Raw genomic sequence first — 13,043 nt, 5'->3', positions numbered from 1 at the left:
GTTCGGTTTAGGTGGCCGTCGAAGGCTCAACTCGACATTCTGCGGCCTTGCATGGAAAATGCCGCAGCGTTCGTCAAAACAAGAAACGAAGTGATCAGAGCGATGTCTCCGGAGCCTTTATTAGACGGCCACGATAACGTATTCGAAGACCTTAATCGGCTGCAGAGCATTCTTGGTGATCTAGATGAGAGAGGATTGGTTCTCTCGCTCGCCGCATTTGCAGAAGACGCTTTGGGTGATCTGATCGCCGCGTTCTTAATACAAGGTGACCAAGCTGATAGCTTGTTGACGGGCTTCAACGCGCCCCTTGGGACGCTGTCAGCGCGGCTTAAAATGGCCTTTGCGTTGGGACTGATAAACCAGAACCAGTATGACGACTTGGACCGTCTCCGAAAGATCAGAAATGCTTTCGCTCACGATTGGCGGCCAACCTCTTTATCTGACCAGGCTATTGCATCACACGTTTCGGCATTGAACTTTGGCTCCCTGTCGGAGACATATCCGGAGACACCCATTGCAAAAGTTAGGTCTTCGATTGGTGACGTGCTGGTCGAGTTGCGATCGGCTACTCACCAGATTTCGAAGCACGATAAGGGCGCGAAACTGCTCGGCGGGCATCTTCTCGCCCTGCTGACGGGCAGCCTTGAAGACCAAGTTGCGAAAGGCCAGCAACGGCTAAACGAGATCGAGGCTGAACTCTCGAAAGCGTCAGGTGATCGTGCCAGATTTCTGCGAGCGGCTCATGCTCGGTGGACGACTAAATATAAGCTAGCCCATCTCACTTTGATTGAGGCATCAATCGCTGAACGAGCCCGAAGCGAGCGACATTCCGAGTTATAGTCGCCGACCAGCTTTTCCTGGGCGGAGAGTTAAGTACTAAGGGGCGGTCATGCTGAGGATCGGCTCACAAGTAGCGCTGTGAGCGGCCGTTCAGTAGCCGACCTTAACGCCTCCCGTTCGCCCGAATGAACGCCCCCACGTCTTCCGCCACGCCTGGCGCGAGCGGCAGGGTGGGGTCGGCGTAGGTGGCCAGGTTGGCGGGGCGGGCGGCGGGGGCGGTTTTCAGGATGTGGTTGACGCCGTCCCACAGTTTCAGCGTCGCCCTGGGGTCGGCGGCGGCCAGGGCCTGGGCGTCGGCGATCCCGACCTGGAGGTCGGTCGTCCCCTGGCCGATGAAGACCGGGCCGCCATAGGCGGCGAGCAGGGCGGCGGGGTCCAGCGGCAGCCAGGAGATCAGATAGGGCTGGACCGAGGGACGGAACAGGGCCGCCAGGGCCGGGGGCGGATCGGCGACGGTGCGGCCGGCCTCAAGCTCGGCCAGGGCGGCGAAGGCCGGGGCCTTCAGCGGCTCGGGCAGGCCCTTTTCCAGCTGTTCGCGCAGGACCACGCCCGCGGGGCGGCCGGCGCCGGACAGCAGGACCAGGCCGCAGACCTTATCGTCTCCACCCTCGACCGCCTTCAGCGCGACCAGGGCGCCCTCGCTGTGGCCGATCAGCCAGGCGCAGGGCTTGTCGGCGCGACGGGCGGCCTCGGCGGCCCAGGCGCGGGCGTCGGCCACATAGGCGTCGAAGCGCAGATCGGCCTCGGCCGGACCCGCCGCCGCGCTGGCGGCTATGCCGCGCTTGTCGATCCGCACCGTGGCGATCCCCTGCGCCGCCAGCCCCTCGGCCAGCAGGCGATAGGTCGAGGCGGAAACGCCCATGGGGCTGTTGCCGTCGCGGTCCGTCGGACCTGAGCCCGGCAGGATCACGGCGACGGCGGCGGGGCTGTCGGGCGCCGACAGGGTTCCGTGCAGGGGCGCGGGCTGTGCGGGCAGGGTCACCTCGCTGGAGACGGGACCGGCGAGCAGGGCGAGGGCGAGGCTGAACATGGCGGTCTCCTTTGAAAAGGGGGCGTTCAGAAGGGTGGCGGCTCTCGACCCTAGTCCCCTGAGCCGGTGCGGCAAGATGGCCGGGCGCCGAACACCGCCTTGCCATTGCAAACCAGTTGCAGAAGCGCGTATGGAGCCCGCCTTTCTGTTCTTGAGAATATGTTGCAGATCATGGCCCGCCCGATCCGTCTCGCCTGCGCCGTCAGCCTCCTGGCCCTGAGCCTCGCCGCCCCCGCCTTGGCGCAGCAGGGGCCGGCCGCGCCGACCGAGCTGGGCGAGATCGTGGTGACGGGGTCGCAGGTGAATCTGACGGCGCCGGCGGCGGGCGGCCAGGTGGCGCGGGGCGGTCGGGTCGGCCTGTTGGGCAATCTGGACATGATGGACACGCCCTTCTCCACCACCAGCTACACCGAAAAACTGGCGCGGGATCAGCAGGCGCGCGGGATCGGCGACGTGTTGCAGAACGATCCGACGGTGCGGGTGACCAAGGGCTTCGGCAACTTCCAGGAACTGTATGTGATCCGGGGCTTCCCGGTCTATTCGGACGATATGAGCTACAACGGCCTGTACGGCGTTCTGCCGCGCCAGTTCGTGGCGGCCGAGCTGATCGAGCGGGTCGAGGTGTTTCGCGGGGCCAGCGCCTTTCTGAACGGGGCGGCGCCGGGCGGAACCGGGGTGGGCGGCGCCTTCAACCTGACGCCCAAGCGGGCCAATGGACCGCTGACCCGTCTGACGGCGGGCGTCTCCGGCGCCGATGAAATCTACGCCGCGGCCGATCTGGCGCGCCGGTTCGGCGATCAGGACGAATGGGGCGCGCGCCTGAACGTCGCCGGCCGGGGCGGCGAAGCCTCGGTCGAGGACCAGACCAACAGCCTGCGCGTGGTGGGCCTGAACCTGGACCGGCGGGGCGAGCGGGCGCGCTTTTCGGCCGATCTGGGCTGGCAGGACCACCGGATCGACGCCCCGCGCCCCAGCGTGACGCCCGGCGCCGCCATCCCTGAAGCGCCGTCCGCCGATCGGAATTTCGCCCAGCGCTGGACCTATACGGATGAGGAACAGCTGTTCGGCGCGGTGCGGGGCGAGTTCGACATCACCGACAGCGTCACCGCCTGGGCCGCCTTCGGCGGGCGTCACGGCGAGGAGGACAACAGCCTGGCCAATCCGCGATCCGACCCGGCGGGCGCCATCCGGGGCTATCGCTTCGACAATATTCGCAAAGACACCGTCTGGTCCGGCGACGTCGGCCTGCGGGCGGACTTGACCACCGGCCCGGTCGGACACCGGCTGGTCGCCTCGGCCTCTCAGATCCAGTCCAAGTCGAGGAACGCCTGGGCAGGGTCGAACTTCGCAGGCTACAGCTTTGGAACCCTGACCGATCCGATCCTGTCGCCGGCGCCGGCCATCGCCAGCGTCTCGGGCGACCTGAGTGACCCGAAGGTGACCGAGCGCGTCAAGAACACCAGCGTCGCCGTGGCGGACAGGCTGTCCTTCCTGGACGGCCGCCTGCTGGCGACCGTCGGCGTGCGGTATCAGGAGATCGAGACCAGGTCCTACGCCTATGCCGACGGCGCCTTCGGCTCGGGCTATTCCAGCGAAGCTGCGACCCCGGCCTTCGCCCTGGTCTACAAACCCAGCGACCGGGTTTCGCTGTACGCCAACTATGCCGAGGCCCTCGTGCCGGGGACAAGCGCGCCGGCGGTGGCGAACGCGGTGGTGGCGGGCTGGGGAGATGCGGCCGTGCCCGTCATCGTCACCAACGGCGGCGAAGTGCTGAAACCTTTCCGCGCTGAACAGGCCGAAGTCGGAGTGAAGTATGACGCGGGGTCGTTCGGCGGCACGCTGAGCGTTTTCCGCACGACCCTGCCTAGCGCGCTGGTCTCAATCACCTCTAACGGAGATCCTGTCGCGGGCACCCAGCCTACAGGCGTCTATTCCGACGGCGGCGAACAGGAGAACCGGGGCGTCGAACTGACCGTCTATGGCGAACCGATCGACGGCCTGCGGCTGATCGGCGGGGCGACCTGGCTGGACGCCGAGGTAAAACGGTCGCTGACGGCGGCGAATGAAGGCAAGTCGGCCATCGGCGTGCCGGACCTCCAGACCAATCTGAACGTCGAATGGGACGTGCCGCGCCTCAGCGGCCTGACGCTGGAGGGGCGGGTGGTCCACACCAGCGCCCAGGCGGCGAATGCGGCCAATACGCTGGAGCTGGACGCCTGGACCCGGTTCGACGCCGGGGTTCGCTACGCCTTCGAGGCCGGCGGGCGTCCTCTGACGGTCCGGGCGCGGGTCGAGAACGTGGCCGACGAGGACCAGTGGGTCGCCGTCGGCGGCTATCCGGGCTCCAACTATCTGACCCTGGGCGCGCCGCGCACCCTGTCCCTGTCGATCTCGGCGGAATTCTGATCGGATGAGGACGCGGACGATCCGCGCCTGGTCGTGGACGCACAAATGGTCGAGCCTGATCTCGACCGTGTTCCTGCTGATGCTGTGCGTCACCGGCCTGCCGCTGGTCTTCACCCATGAGATCGAAGAGGTGCTGCTGGAGCAGGCCTGGACGCCCGCCGCGCCCGACGGGCCGTTGTTGAGCCTGGACGAGGTGCTGGCGGCGGCCCTGGCGCGTCATCCGGGCGAGGTTCCGGCCTTCATGAGCTTCGACGTGGATCGGCCGGTGGTGAACGTCACCAGCGTCAATCCGAACGGCCCGGCCGGTCGCTACAGTTTCGAACCGATCGACCAGACCAGCGGCGCCGTCGCCCCGCCGGTCGCCGGCCATCCGGTGATGGAGTTCCTGCTTCAGCTGCACACCGACATGTTCCTGGGCCTGCCGGGCATGCTGTTCCTGGGCCTGATGGGGCTGATGCTGATCACGGCGGTGGTGTCGGGGGTGGTGCTGTACGCCCCCTTCATGCGGCGTCTGCCGTTCGGCACGGTGCGGGCGACGAAGTCGGCGCGGACCCGCTGGCTGGACTATCACAACCTTCTGGGCGTCATCACCGTGGCCTGGGTGCTGGTGGTCGGGGCGACGGGGGTGGTCAACACCCTGGCGACGCCGATCCTGGCCTATTGGAAGAATACGGCGCTGAAGGAACTGACCGCCGCCCATGAGGCCCCGGCCTCCGTCGGCGAGCGAGCCTCGCTGGACCTGGCGGTGGAGCGGGCGAAACAGGCCCTGCCGGGCAAGACCCTGCAGTTCATCGCCTTTCCCGGAACCGACTATTCGACCGATCACCACTACGCCGTCTTCTTCCACGGCGACACGCCGCTGACGACCCATCTGACGACGCCGGCCCTGATCGACGCCCGGACCGGGGAACTGACGGCCGTGGCCACCACGCCCTGGTATGTGAAGGCCCTGTCCCTGTCCCAGCCGCTGCATTTCGGCGACTACGGGGGGCTGGGGCTGAAGATCCTGTGGGCGCTGCTGGACCTGGCGACCATCGTCATCCTGGCGTCCGGCCTCTATCTGTGGCTGGGCAAGGGACGGCGGAAGGGGTCATGAGCCGCAAGGATCGGAGCCTGTGGGCCATCTTCGGCGCGCCGCTTTGGGTGTTCGTGCTCAGCCTGACGGGGCTGATCGGAGCCTTGCTGGAGGACGGCGCCTGGGACGCTGTCTTTTCGGCCCTCTTGGCCTCGAGCGTGGTCGTCACCGTCTGGGCCCTGATCCGGCGCCGACGGTGATCGGCGTCAGATCGAGAAGCTGACGCCGCAGCCGCAGCTCGAGGCGGCGTTGGGATTGCGGACCACGAACTGGGCGCCGGCCAGTTCGTCGACATAGGCGATCTCGGAATTCTTCAGAAAGGGGACCGAGACGGGGTCGATCAGGGCCGTCTGGCCCTGGGCCTCGATCCGCAGATCGTCGTCCTCGGCCGTCTCGACCAGTTCGAACCGGTACTGAAACCCCGAACAGCCGCCCCCGTCCACGGCGACGCGCAGCATCAGGGCCTTGCCTTCGGCCGCGCTGAGCCGGGCCAGACGATCGGCGGCGCTGGCGGCCAGGACGATCCCTTCCGGCGCGCGCGTGGCGACGCTGAAGGCGGGTGTGGACGGTTCTGTGGATTGGACGGTGCTCACAGCTGTCTATATGAGGCGCGTGCGGGCGTTCGCAAAGGGCCCGTCCGATCAAAGCCGCTTCAAAGTTGACGACTTGAGCCCGATGACTCTCGCCCCCTACGCCGAACGCGCCGATCTGACCAAGGGCCGTCGCTTCTTCGAACCGCCCAGCCGCACCCGCACCGCCTTCGCCCGCGACCGTGACCGGATCATCCACGCCACCGCCTTCCGCCGTTTGAAGGAGAAGACCCAGGTCTTCGTGGCCCATGAAGGCGACCACTACCGCACCCGCCTGACCCATTCGCTGGAGGTGGCCCAGATCGCCCGGTCCCTGGCCCATGCCCTGCGGCTGGACGACGACCTGGCCGAGACCATCGCCCTGGCCCACGACCTGGGCCATCCGCCGTTCGCCCATGCGGGCGAGGACGAACTGGTCATCCAGATGGCCGACTACGGGGGCTTCGACCACAATGTTCAGAGTTTCCGCGTCATCACCGAGCTGGAGACCCGCTATCCCCAGTTCGACGGGCTGAACCTGAGCTGGGAGACGGTCGAGGGCGTCATCAAGCACAACGGTCCGGTGTCGCACCGGCTGGACGAAGCGGCCTGGTCGGTGGTGCGGCCCTATCGCGCGGGCGGGGAGGCGGGCTGGGGCCTGCGTCTGGACAGTTTCGCCTCGCTGGAGGCCCAGTGCGCCGCCATCGCCGACGACATCGCCTATAACAATCACGATGTGGACGACGGGGTGCAGGCCGGGCTGATCACGCTTCAGGATCTGGATCAGGTGCCCCTGATCGGCCCGACCCTGGCCGAGGTGCGCCGCGACTGGCCCGCCATCGACGACCGGATGCTGCGGATCGAGGCCGTGCGGCGGATGATCGGCGTCATGGTCGAGGACGTGCTGGCCGAGACGGCGCGACGGCTGGAGGAGGACCGGATCGGCTCGACCGAGGATGTGCGCCACGCCTCGCGGACCCTGGTGGACTTCTCCCGGTCGATGCACGCGGACCTGGCGATCCTGCGCAAATTCCTGTTCGAGCGGATGTATCGCCACTACCGCGTCAACCGCACGCGCAGTCAGGCGCGGCGGGTGCTGTCGCAGCTGTTCGAACTGTTCATGGCCGAGCCGGAGGTCATGCCGCCGGAATGGGGCGTGCCGGCCCAGACCGAGGATCGGACCCGCAGGGCGCGCGCCGTCTGTGATTACATCGCCGGCATGACCGACCGCTATGCGATCGAAGTCCACCAGAAATTGTTCAGCCTCGACCTAGCGCTCGATCTGTGATTCGAAAGACGGCGGCGGGGCGTTAAACTAACCGCTCGACGCGCCGATTCGCTGCGTCGGGCAGACGGCGGAGCGACACCATGTCTTTCGATGACGAGAACCGACCCGGCCGAGGCGCCTATACGCCTCCGACCGACGACGACCTGCCGTTCCGCCGCAACACCTATGATCCGCGCGGGGGCGGCCGAAACGTCGGCTCGGGCGGAGGCAAGGCGCCGCCCGTGACCCTGATCGTCAGCGGCGTGGTGCTGCTGGTGCTGATCATCGCCGTCATCTTCTTCTATCGTTCGGGCATGCGGGCCTCGACCGACGCCCCGCCGGCCGTGGGCCAGGCCGTCGGCGAGATGAAGACCGCCGCCCCCCTGGACGCCCAGCCGGTCGATCCGGCCGAGGGCGTGCGGGTCTATCGCGACGAGGCCGAGACCGCCGACGCGCCCGTGACCTTCACCCCGCCGCCCGAGACGCCCCAGCCGCGCCCGGCCGCACCGCCGACCGCCGCTCCGACCGGCCAGGGCTTGCCGCCCGCCGCCGCTGCGCCCCGTCCGGCCGCCCGGGAGCCCAAGACCGAGGCGCCGACGCCCGCCGCTCCCGCGCCCACGGCTCCCGCCGCCGCCGGCGGTTCGGCCTCGGTCCAGATCGGCGCCTTCTCCTCGACGGAGATCGCCGACCGGGAATACGCCGCCGTCGCCGGCCGTTTCAGCCAATATGCGTCGGGCGCCGAAAAGCGGGTGACCGAAGTGACCTCGTCCAGCGGTTCGACCCTGTACCGCACCACCTTCACCGGCCTGTCGCGCGAGCGGGCGGTCGCCTTCTGCAACGCCCTGAAGGCCGCCGGGCGGGATTGCATCGTTCGGTGACCTCCGCCGCCATCTACGGCTGCGCCGGCCATCGGCTGACGGAAGACGAACGCGCCTTCTTCGCCGAGGCGCGGCCGTGGGGTTTCATCCTGTTCCGGCGCAATATCGACAGCCCGGAACAGGTGCGGGCCCTGACGGACGAGCTGCGCGCGGCCATAGGCGACCCCGAGGCGCCGATCCTGATCGACCAGGAGGGCGGGCGGGTCCAGCGGATGGGGCCGCCGCACTGGCCCAAATACCCGCCGGGCGACGCCTATCTTAAGGCGACGAACGACCCGGCGGACGCGCGCGACCTGGTCCGTCTGGGTGCGCGGCTGATGGCGCACGATCTGCGCGAGGTCGGAATCAATATTGATCTGCTGCCGGTGCTGGACGTGCCCGTGCCCGGCGCCCACGACATCATCGGCGACCGCGCCTATGGCCGCGACCCGCAGACCGTGGCCCTGCTGGGACGGGCGGCGGCGGAGGGTCTGCTGGCAGGCGGGGTCCTGCCCTGCATCAAACACATGCCGGGCCACGGCCGCGCCTTCGCCGACACCCACAAGGACCTGCCGACGGTCCATGCCGATCTGGAGACGCTGGACGCCTGGGATTTCGCCCCGTTCAAGGCCCTGTCCGACATGCCGATCGGCATGACGGCCCATATCGTCTTCAGCGCCATCGACCCCAAACGCCCGGCCACCCAGTCCAAGAGGGCGATCCGGCTGATCCGCGAACGGCTGGGCTTCGGCGGTCTGTTGCTGTCGGACGATCTGGTGATGAACGCCCTGTCCGGATCCTTGACCCAGAGGGCGCACAAGGCGCTGAAGGCGGGATGCGACGTCGTCATCCATTGGAACGGCGATATGGACGAGATGCGGCAGGTCGCCGAGGGCGTCGGTCCGCTGAAGGGCGGGGCGAAACGGCGCGCCGAGGCGGCCCTGGCCCGGATCGTTCGGACGCCGGAGCCGCTGGATCCCGTCGCCGGGCACGAACGCTTCTTCCGCGCAATGGCGGGCAAGACGGACGCGGCTAAAGGACCGGACGTGGGGGAGGCGCAGGCGTGAGCGACGCCTTTCAGCCCAATCTGGATTTCAACGCCGAGGAGGTCGAGGAGCGCGAAGCCTTCGTCGTCGATCTGGACGGCTATGAAGGGCCGCTGCACGTCCTCTTGGCCCTGGCGCGGACGCAGAAGGTCGATCTGCTGAAACTGTCGATCACCCAGCTGGCGGAGCAGTATCTGGCCTTCGTGCACGAGGCGCGGCGGCGCAACTTCGCCCTGGCGGCCGACTATCTCGTGATGGCCTCGTGGCTGGCCTATCTGAAGTCCCGGCTGCTGCTGCCCCGCACCGAAAAGGGCAAGGGGGAGGAGCCGCCGGCCGAGGCCATGGCCGCCGCCCTGGCCTTTCGCCTGCAGAAGCTGGAGGCGATGCGCAAGGCGGTCGAACAGCTGATGGCCCGTCCCCAGCTGAAGCGCGACGTCTTCACCCGGGGCGATCCCGAGGCGACGGTGATCGTGCCGTCCGACCGGATCGACGCCAGCCTGTATGAGTTGATGAGCGCCTATGTGACCCAGCGCCGACGCGAGGAGGCGCGACGCTATTCGCCCGGCCAGCGGGTCGAGGCCTTTCCGCTGGAGGCGGCGCGCGACTGGCTGCGCGAGATCATGCCGCGTCTCGCAGACTGGACCCCGCTGGACCAGGTCGCGCCCCGTCCCGAAGACCCTGAGGGCCCCAGCCAGGCCAGCTATACCGCCTCGACCCTGTCGGCCAGTCTGGAGCTGGTGAAGGAGGGGGCCATGGACATTCGCCAGACGGCGCCGTTTGCGGACCTGTATCTGAAGCGGCGGGGCCTGGGGCAGCCGCTGGAGCTGACGCCGTGATGCGCGGATATCCCCATGTCTGACCCGTCCTTCCAGCCCGACGAGGCCGAGATCGAGCGCCGGGTCGAGGCCCTGCTGTTCGCCGCCGCCGGGCCGCTGAGCGCCGCCGAGATCGGGGCGCGCCTACCCGAAGGCGCCGACGTCGGCCGCGCCCTGTCGGGCCTGCGCGCCCGTTACGAGGGGCGGGGGGTGGAGCTGGACTGCGTAGCCGACCGCTGGCGGTTCCGCACGGCGGCGGACCTGGCCTTCATGATGAGCCAAGAGCGGGAGGAGCCCCGCCGCCTGTCCAAGGCGGCGCTGGAGACCCTGGCCATCATCGCCTACCACCAGCCCGTGACCCGCGCCGAGATCGAGAGCGTGCGCGGCGTCAGCCTGTCCAAGGGCACGCTGGACCTGTTGCTGGAGATGGGGTTCGTGCGTCTGCGAGGGCGGCGGCGGACAGCGGGTCGGCCCGTAACCTACGGCACCGCCGACCGGTTCCTGGAGCATTTCGGCCTGGCCAGTCTGTATGACCTGCCGGGGGTTCAGGAGATGAAGGCCGCCGGGCTTCTGGACCTGTCGGCCCCCGTCGGGTTCGAACTGCCCGACCCCAGTCGTGCGACCGGGGCGGATGAGGAGGAGGCGCCCCTGCTGGACGAAGACAGCCCCGAGTTCGCCCAGGACTTCGTCGGCGAGGAGCGATAGCCGTCGGACGCCGCGCTCAGGCGGTCAGCTGGCGCGGCAGTTTGAAGGTCACGGTCTCACGCGCGCCGGCGTCCTCGGTCACGGTGGCGTCGAACCGTTCGGCGATGGCGTCCACCAGGGCGGCGATCAAAGGCTCGGGCGCCGAGGCGCCGGCGGTGACGCCGACCGTCTGAACCCCGTCGAACCAGTCCCAGTCCACCTGGGAGGCGTCATCGACGAGGCGGGCGTCGCGGGCGCCGGCGCGCATCGCCACCTCGACCAGCCGGGCCGAGTTGGACGAGTTCTTCGATCCGACCACCAGCACCAGTTCGCAGCCCTCGCCCAGCACCTTGACCGCCTCCTGGCGATTGGTGGTGGCGTAGCAGATGTCTTCCTTGTGCGGATCGGGCAGTTCGGGGAAGCGCCGCTTCAGCACCTTCAATATGCCCGCCGTGTCGTCGACCGACAGGGTGGTCTGGGTCGCATAGGCCAGGGGGGCGTCGCCGGGGCGTTCGAAGGCCTCGGCGTCGGCCTCGGTCTCGACCAGGCTGATGGCGCCGGGCGGCAACTGGCCCATGGTGCCGATCACCTCCGGGTGGCCGGCGTGGCCGATCAGGATGATGTGGCGGCCTGCGGCATGATGACGCTCGGCCTCGACGTGGACCTTGGACACCAGGGGACAGGTGGCGTCCAGGAACAGCAGGTCGCGCGCCCGGGCGTTGGCCGGCACGGACTTGGGCACCCCATGGGCCGAGAAGACGACCGGCCGGTCGTCGGGGCATTCGTCCAGTTCCTTGACGAAGACGGCGCCCATGGCCTTCAGCCGCTCGACCACATGGCGGTTATGGACGATCTCGTGGCGCACATAGACGGGGGCGCCGAACTTCTCGATGGCCCGCTCGACGATCTGGATCGCCCGGTCCACCCCGGCGCAGAAGCCCCGCGGCGTCGCCAGCCGCACGGCGATCGGGCGGCGTTCGGGCGCGGGGGAGGGGACGTGCATGTTCATGGCGGCCAACCTAATGGTTCGCGGCCCATATCGCCATGCGGGGCGAGCGAATCCGCACCTCCAGGCAGCGACGCATCGCCACGGTCGGCTGGTGTGCGACGAAAATTCATTCGGAACAAAGATTTAGACTAAGTTCACGACGCCTTGACCAACCGGCCGCTCACGATTAGTTTCCGCGCCGAATTCAGACCTGCCTCAACACATTGTTCGGGCGCTGAGCGCACAGGCCATGTCCCCAATGTCGGAATCGCGCGAAGAGGCGATCAAACGCCTCCAAGACAGCGCATCCGCGTTGGAGGACAAGACGGCTCAGAAGGCGTCGGAGCACCTCGCGGCTCAGGCGGTGACGAGCCAGGCCTACAAGATCGTCGCCGAACTGCTCGGCGGGGTCTTCCTGGGCTTGGGGCTAGGTTTTGGGGCGGACCGACTGTTCGGGACCAATCCCTGGGGTATCATCGGCGGAGTCCTTCTGGGCTTCGCCCTGTCGATTTACATGGCGCGCCGCACGGCCAACCGGCTGATGGCGCAGGCGAAGGCGAGCGGGATCGAACCGAAATCGGTCCCCTTCGACGACGAGGAAGACGAGGACCGATAGGCTGATGGCCGATCCGCTTCACCAGTTTAAGATCCAGCCGCTCGTCGATTTCGGCGCGGTGAACCTGCCTGTCTTCGGCCACACCCAGCTGGCGATCACCAATTCGCACGTCGCCATGACGGTCGCCTTCGTGGCCATCGTCCTGTTCCTGCAACTGGTCACCTCGAGCGCCAAGGTGGTGCCGGGACGGTTGCAGACGGCCGGCGAAAGCCTGTTCGACATGATCGACGGGGTGACCGATTCCATCATCGGTCACGAAGGCCGCAAATATTTCCCGTTCGTCTTCAGCCTGTTCCTTCTCGTGCTGGTGATGAACCTGTTGGGCATGTTCCTCAGCTTCACCGCGACTTCGCAGCTGGCCGTGACCGTCACCTTCGCCGCCTTGACCATCTTGCTGGTCATCGGCGTGGGCTTCCTCAAGAACGGCCTGGGCTTCTTCAAACTCTTCTGGCCGGCCAGCGCGCCTCTGGTGCTGCGCCCTGTCGTCGGCGCGATCGAGTTCCTGTCCTTCCTGCTGCGTCCCGTGACCCTGGCTCTTCGTCTGTTCGGCAACATGCTGGGCGGCCACGTCGCACTGAAGATCTTCGCCGGCTTCGTCGTGGCCCTGGGCGCCGGCGCCTTCGTCGGCGAGGGCCTGGGCCTCTGGGGCCTGCCGATCGCCGCCCTGTCGATGACCATGGTCGTCGCCCTGACCGCCCTCGAATTCCTCGTCGCCTTCCTTCAGGCGTTCGTGTTCGCCGTTCTGGCCAGCATCTATCTCAATGATGTGGTCAACCTGGGTGAAGGCCACTAAGGCCCGGCCCAGTTCGAGAACTCCCTTCTTCCAACCCACCTGACTGAAACAAGGATA

At 67.7% G+C, this 13,043-nt stretch carries 13 protein-coding genes and 1 pseudogene; 11 read left to right on the top strand and 3 right to left on the bottom strand.

The annotated features are described in order from the left end of the window. Window positions 1–51 precede the first annotated feature (51 nt). Window positions 52–840 (top strand): MltR family transcriptional regulator, encoded by a 789-nt coding sequence (locus ACW178_RS13245; RefSeq protein ID WP_492024649.1) that lies wholly within the window; start codon window positions 52–54, stop codon window positions 838–840. Window positions 841–943: 103 nt separating this feature from the next. Here the strand turns inward: ACW178_RS13245 and ACW178_RS13240 are convergent, their stop codons facing one another. Next, entirely contained in the window at window positions 944–1,870 is a 927-nt protein-coding gene (locus ACW178_RS13240) for an alpha/beta hydrolase (RefSeq protein WP_492024648.1), read from the bottom strand. 159 nt (window positions 1,871–2,029) lie between these two features. Here ACW178_RS13240 and ACW178_RS13235 point away from each other — a divergent pair, with 159 nt between their 5' ends. From ACW178_RS13235 to ACW178_RS13225, 3 genes and pseudogenes are all read left to right on the top strand, one after another. Further along, on the top strand, window positions 2,030–4,276 hold the full coding sequence (locus tag ACW178_RS13235) for a TonB-dependent receptor (RefSeq protein ID WP_492024647.1): 2,247 nt from the start codon (window positions 2,030–2,032) through the stop codon (window positions 4,274–4,276). Next, a pseudogene (locus ACW178_RS13230) lies at window positions 4,186–5,372 on the top strand (PepSY-associated TM helix domain-containing protein). The gene ACW178_RS13235 and the pseudogene ACW178_RS13230 overlap by 91 nt, the downstream one beginning before the upstream one ends. Beyond that, window positions 5,369–5,551, top strand: coding sequence for a hypothetical protein (locus ACW178_RS13225; protein ID WP_191558821.1), 183 nt, complete (start codon window positions 5,369–5,371; stop codon window positions 5,549–5,551). The pseudogene ACW178_RS13230 and the gene ACW178_RS13225 overlap by 4 nt, the downstream one beginning before the upstream one ends. A 6-nt stretch (window positions 5,552–5,557) precedes the next feature. Here ACW178_RS13225 and erpA read toward each other — a convergent pair whose 3' ends face one another. Further along, the gene (gene erpA / locus ACW178_RS13220; RefSeq protein ID WP_054767007.1) at window positions 5,558–5,875 is read right to left on the bottom strand and encodes an iron-sulfur cluster insertion protein ErpA; all 318 of its coding nucleotides are present in this window, start codon (window positions 5,873–5,875) and stop codon (window positions 5,558–5,560) included. 151 nt (window positions 5,876–6,026) lie between these two features. Between erpA and ACW178_RS13215 the strand changes: the two genes are divergently transcribed. From ACW178_RS13215 to scpB, 5 genes are all read left to right on the top strand, one after another. Then, on the top strand, window positions 6,027–7,208 hold the full coding sequence (locus ACW178_RS13215; protein ID WP_287104992.1) for a deoxyguanosinetriphosphate triphosphohydrolase: 1,182 nt from the start codon (window positions 6,027–6,029) through the stop codon (window positions 7,206–7,208). An 80-nt stretch (window positions 7,209–7,288) separates the two neighbouring features. Next, entirely contained in the window at window positions 7,289–8,065 is a 777-nt protein-coding gene (locus tag ACW178_RS13210; RefSeq protein WP_191558818.1) for an SPOR domain-containing protein, read from the top strand. Then, window positions 8,062–9,111, top strand: a complete 1,050-nt coding sequence (nagZ, locus tag ACW178_RS13205) for a beta-N-acetylhexosaminidase (RefSeq protein ID WP_191554317.1) — start codon at window positions 8,062–8,064, stop codon at window positions 9,109–9,111. Before ACW178_RS13210 ends, nagZ begins: the two co-directional genes overlap by 4 nt. Next, a complete protein-coding gene (locus tag ACW178_RS13200) occupies window positions 9,108–9,926 on the top strand; it encodes a segregation and condensation protein A (RefSeq protein ID WP_183214859.1) in 819 nt (272 codons plus the stop codon). The genes nagZ and ACW178_RS13200 overlap by 4 nt, the downstream gene beginning before the upstream one ends. A 15-nt stretch (window positions 9,927–9,941) precedes the next feature. After that, entirely contained in the window at window positions 9,942–10,610 is a 669-nt protein-coding gene (gene scpB, locus ACW178_RS13195) for an SMC-Scp complex subunit ScpB (RefSeq protein WP_183214858.1), read from the top strand. A gap of 16 nt (window positions 10,611–10,626) precedes the next feature. Here scpB and ispH read toward each other — a convergent pair whose 3' ends face one another. Further along, on the bottom strand, window positions 10,627–11,598 hold the full coding sequence (gene ispH, locus ACW178_RS13190) for a 4-hydroxy-3-methylbut-2-enyl diphosphate reductase (protein ID WP_183214857.1): 972 nt from the start codon (window positions 11,596–11,598) through the stop codon (window positions 10,627–10,629). A gap of 238 nt (window positions 11,599–11,836) precedes the next feature. On the opposite strand from ispH, the gene ACW178_RS13185 reads away from it, so the two are divergent. Continuing rightward, window positions 11,837–12,193 (top strand): AtpZ/AtpI family protein, encoded by a 357-nt coding sequence (locus ACW178_RS13185; protein WP_152950729.1) that lies wholly within the window; start codon window positions 11,837–11,839, stop codon window positions 12,191–12,193. A 4-nt stretch (window positions 12,194–12,197) separates the two neighbouring features. Then, window positions 12,198–12,986: a F0F1 ATP synthase subunit A gene (locus ACW178_RS13180; protein WP_191554316.1), complete on the top strand. Its 789-nt coding sequence runs from the start codon at window positions 12,198–12,200 to the stop codon at window positions 12,984–12,986. Window positions 12,987–13,043: the final 57 nt, after the last annotated feature.

This window comes from Brevundimonas sp. AVps4, from assembly GCF_058681525.1.
The sequence above is the reverse complement of the archived record's forward strand: the minus strand, read 5'-3'. Positions and strand labels throughout refer to the sequence as shown.

What these genes read in the sequence shown, in the direction of transcription:
- ACW178_RS13210 (WP_191558818.1), top strand. Translation starts at nt 7,289, where the DNA reads ATGTCTTTCGATGACGAGAACCGACCCGGCCGAGGCGCCTATACGCCT.
- scpB (WP_183214858.1), top strand. Translation starts at nt 9,942, where the DNA reads ATGTCTGACCCGTCCTTCCAGCCCGACGAGGCCGAGATCGAGCGCCGG.
- ACW178_RS13245 (WP_492024649.1), top strand. Translation starts at nt 52, where the DNA reads ATGGAAAATGCCGCAGCGTTCGTCAAAACAAGAAACGAAGTGATCAGA.
- ACW178_RS13185 (WP_152950729.1), top strand. Translation starts at nt 11,837, where the DNA reads ATGTCGGAATCGCGCGAAGAGGCGATCAAACGCCTCCAAGACAGCGCA.
- ACW178_RS13215 (WP_287104992.1), top strand. Translation starts at nt 6,027, where the DNA reads ATGACTCTCGCCCCCTACGCCGAACGCGCCGATCTGACCAAGGGCCGT.
- ACW178_RS13240 (WP_492024648.1), bottom strand. Translation starts at nt 1,870, where the DNA reads ATGTTCAGCCTCGCCCTCGCCCTGCTCGCCGGTCCCGTCTCCAGCGAG.
- ACW178_RS13180 (WP_191554316.1), top strand. Translation starts at nt 12,198, where the DNA reads ATGGCCGATCCGCTTCACCAGTTTAAGATCCAGCCGCTCGTCGATTTC.
- ispH (WP_183214857.1), bottom strand. Translation starts at nt 11,598, where the DNA reads ATGAACATGCACGTCCCCTCCCCCGCGCCCGAACGCCGCCCGATCGCC.
- ACW178_RS13225 (WP_191558821.1), top strand. Translation starts at nt 5,369, where the DNA reads ATGAGCCGCAAGGATCGGAGCCTGTGGGCCATCTTCGGCGCGCCGCTT.
- ACW178_RS13235 (WP_492024647.1), top strand. Translation starts at nt 2,030, where the DNA reads ATGTTGCAGATCATGGCCCGCCCGATCCGTCTCGCCTGCGCCGTCAGC.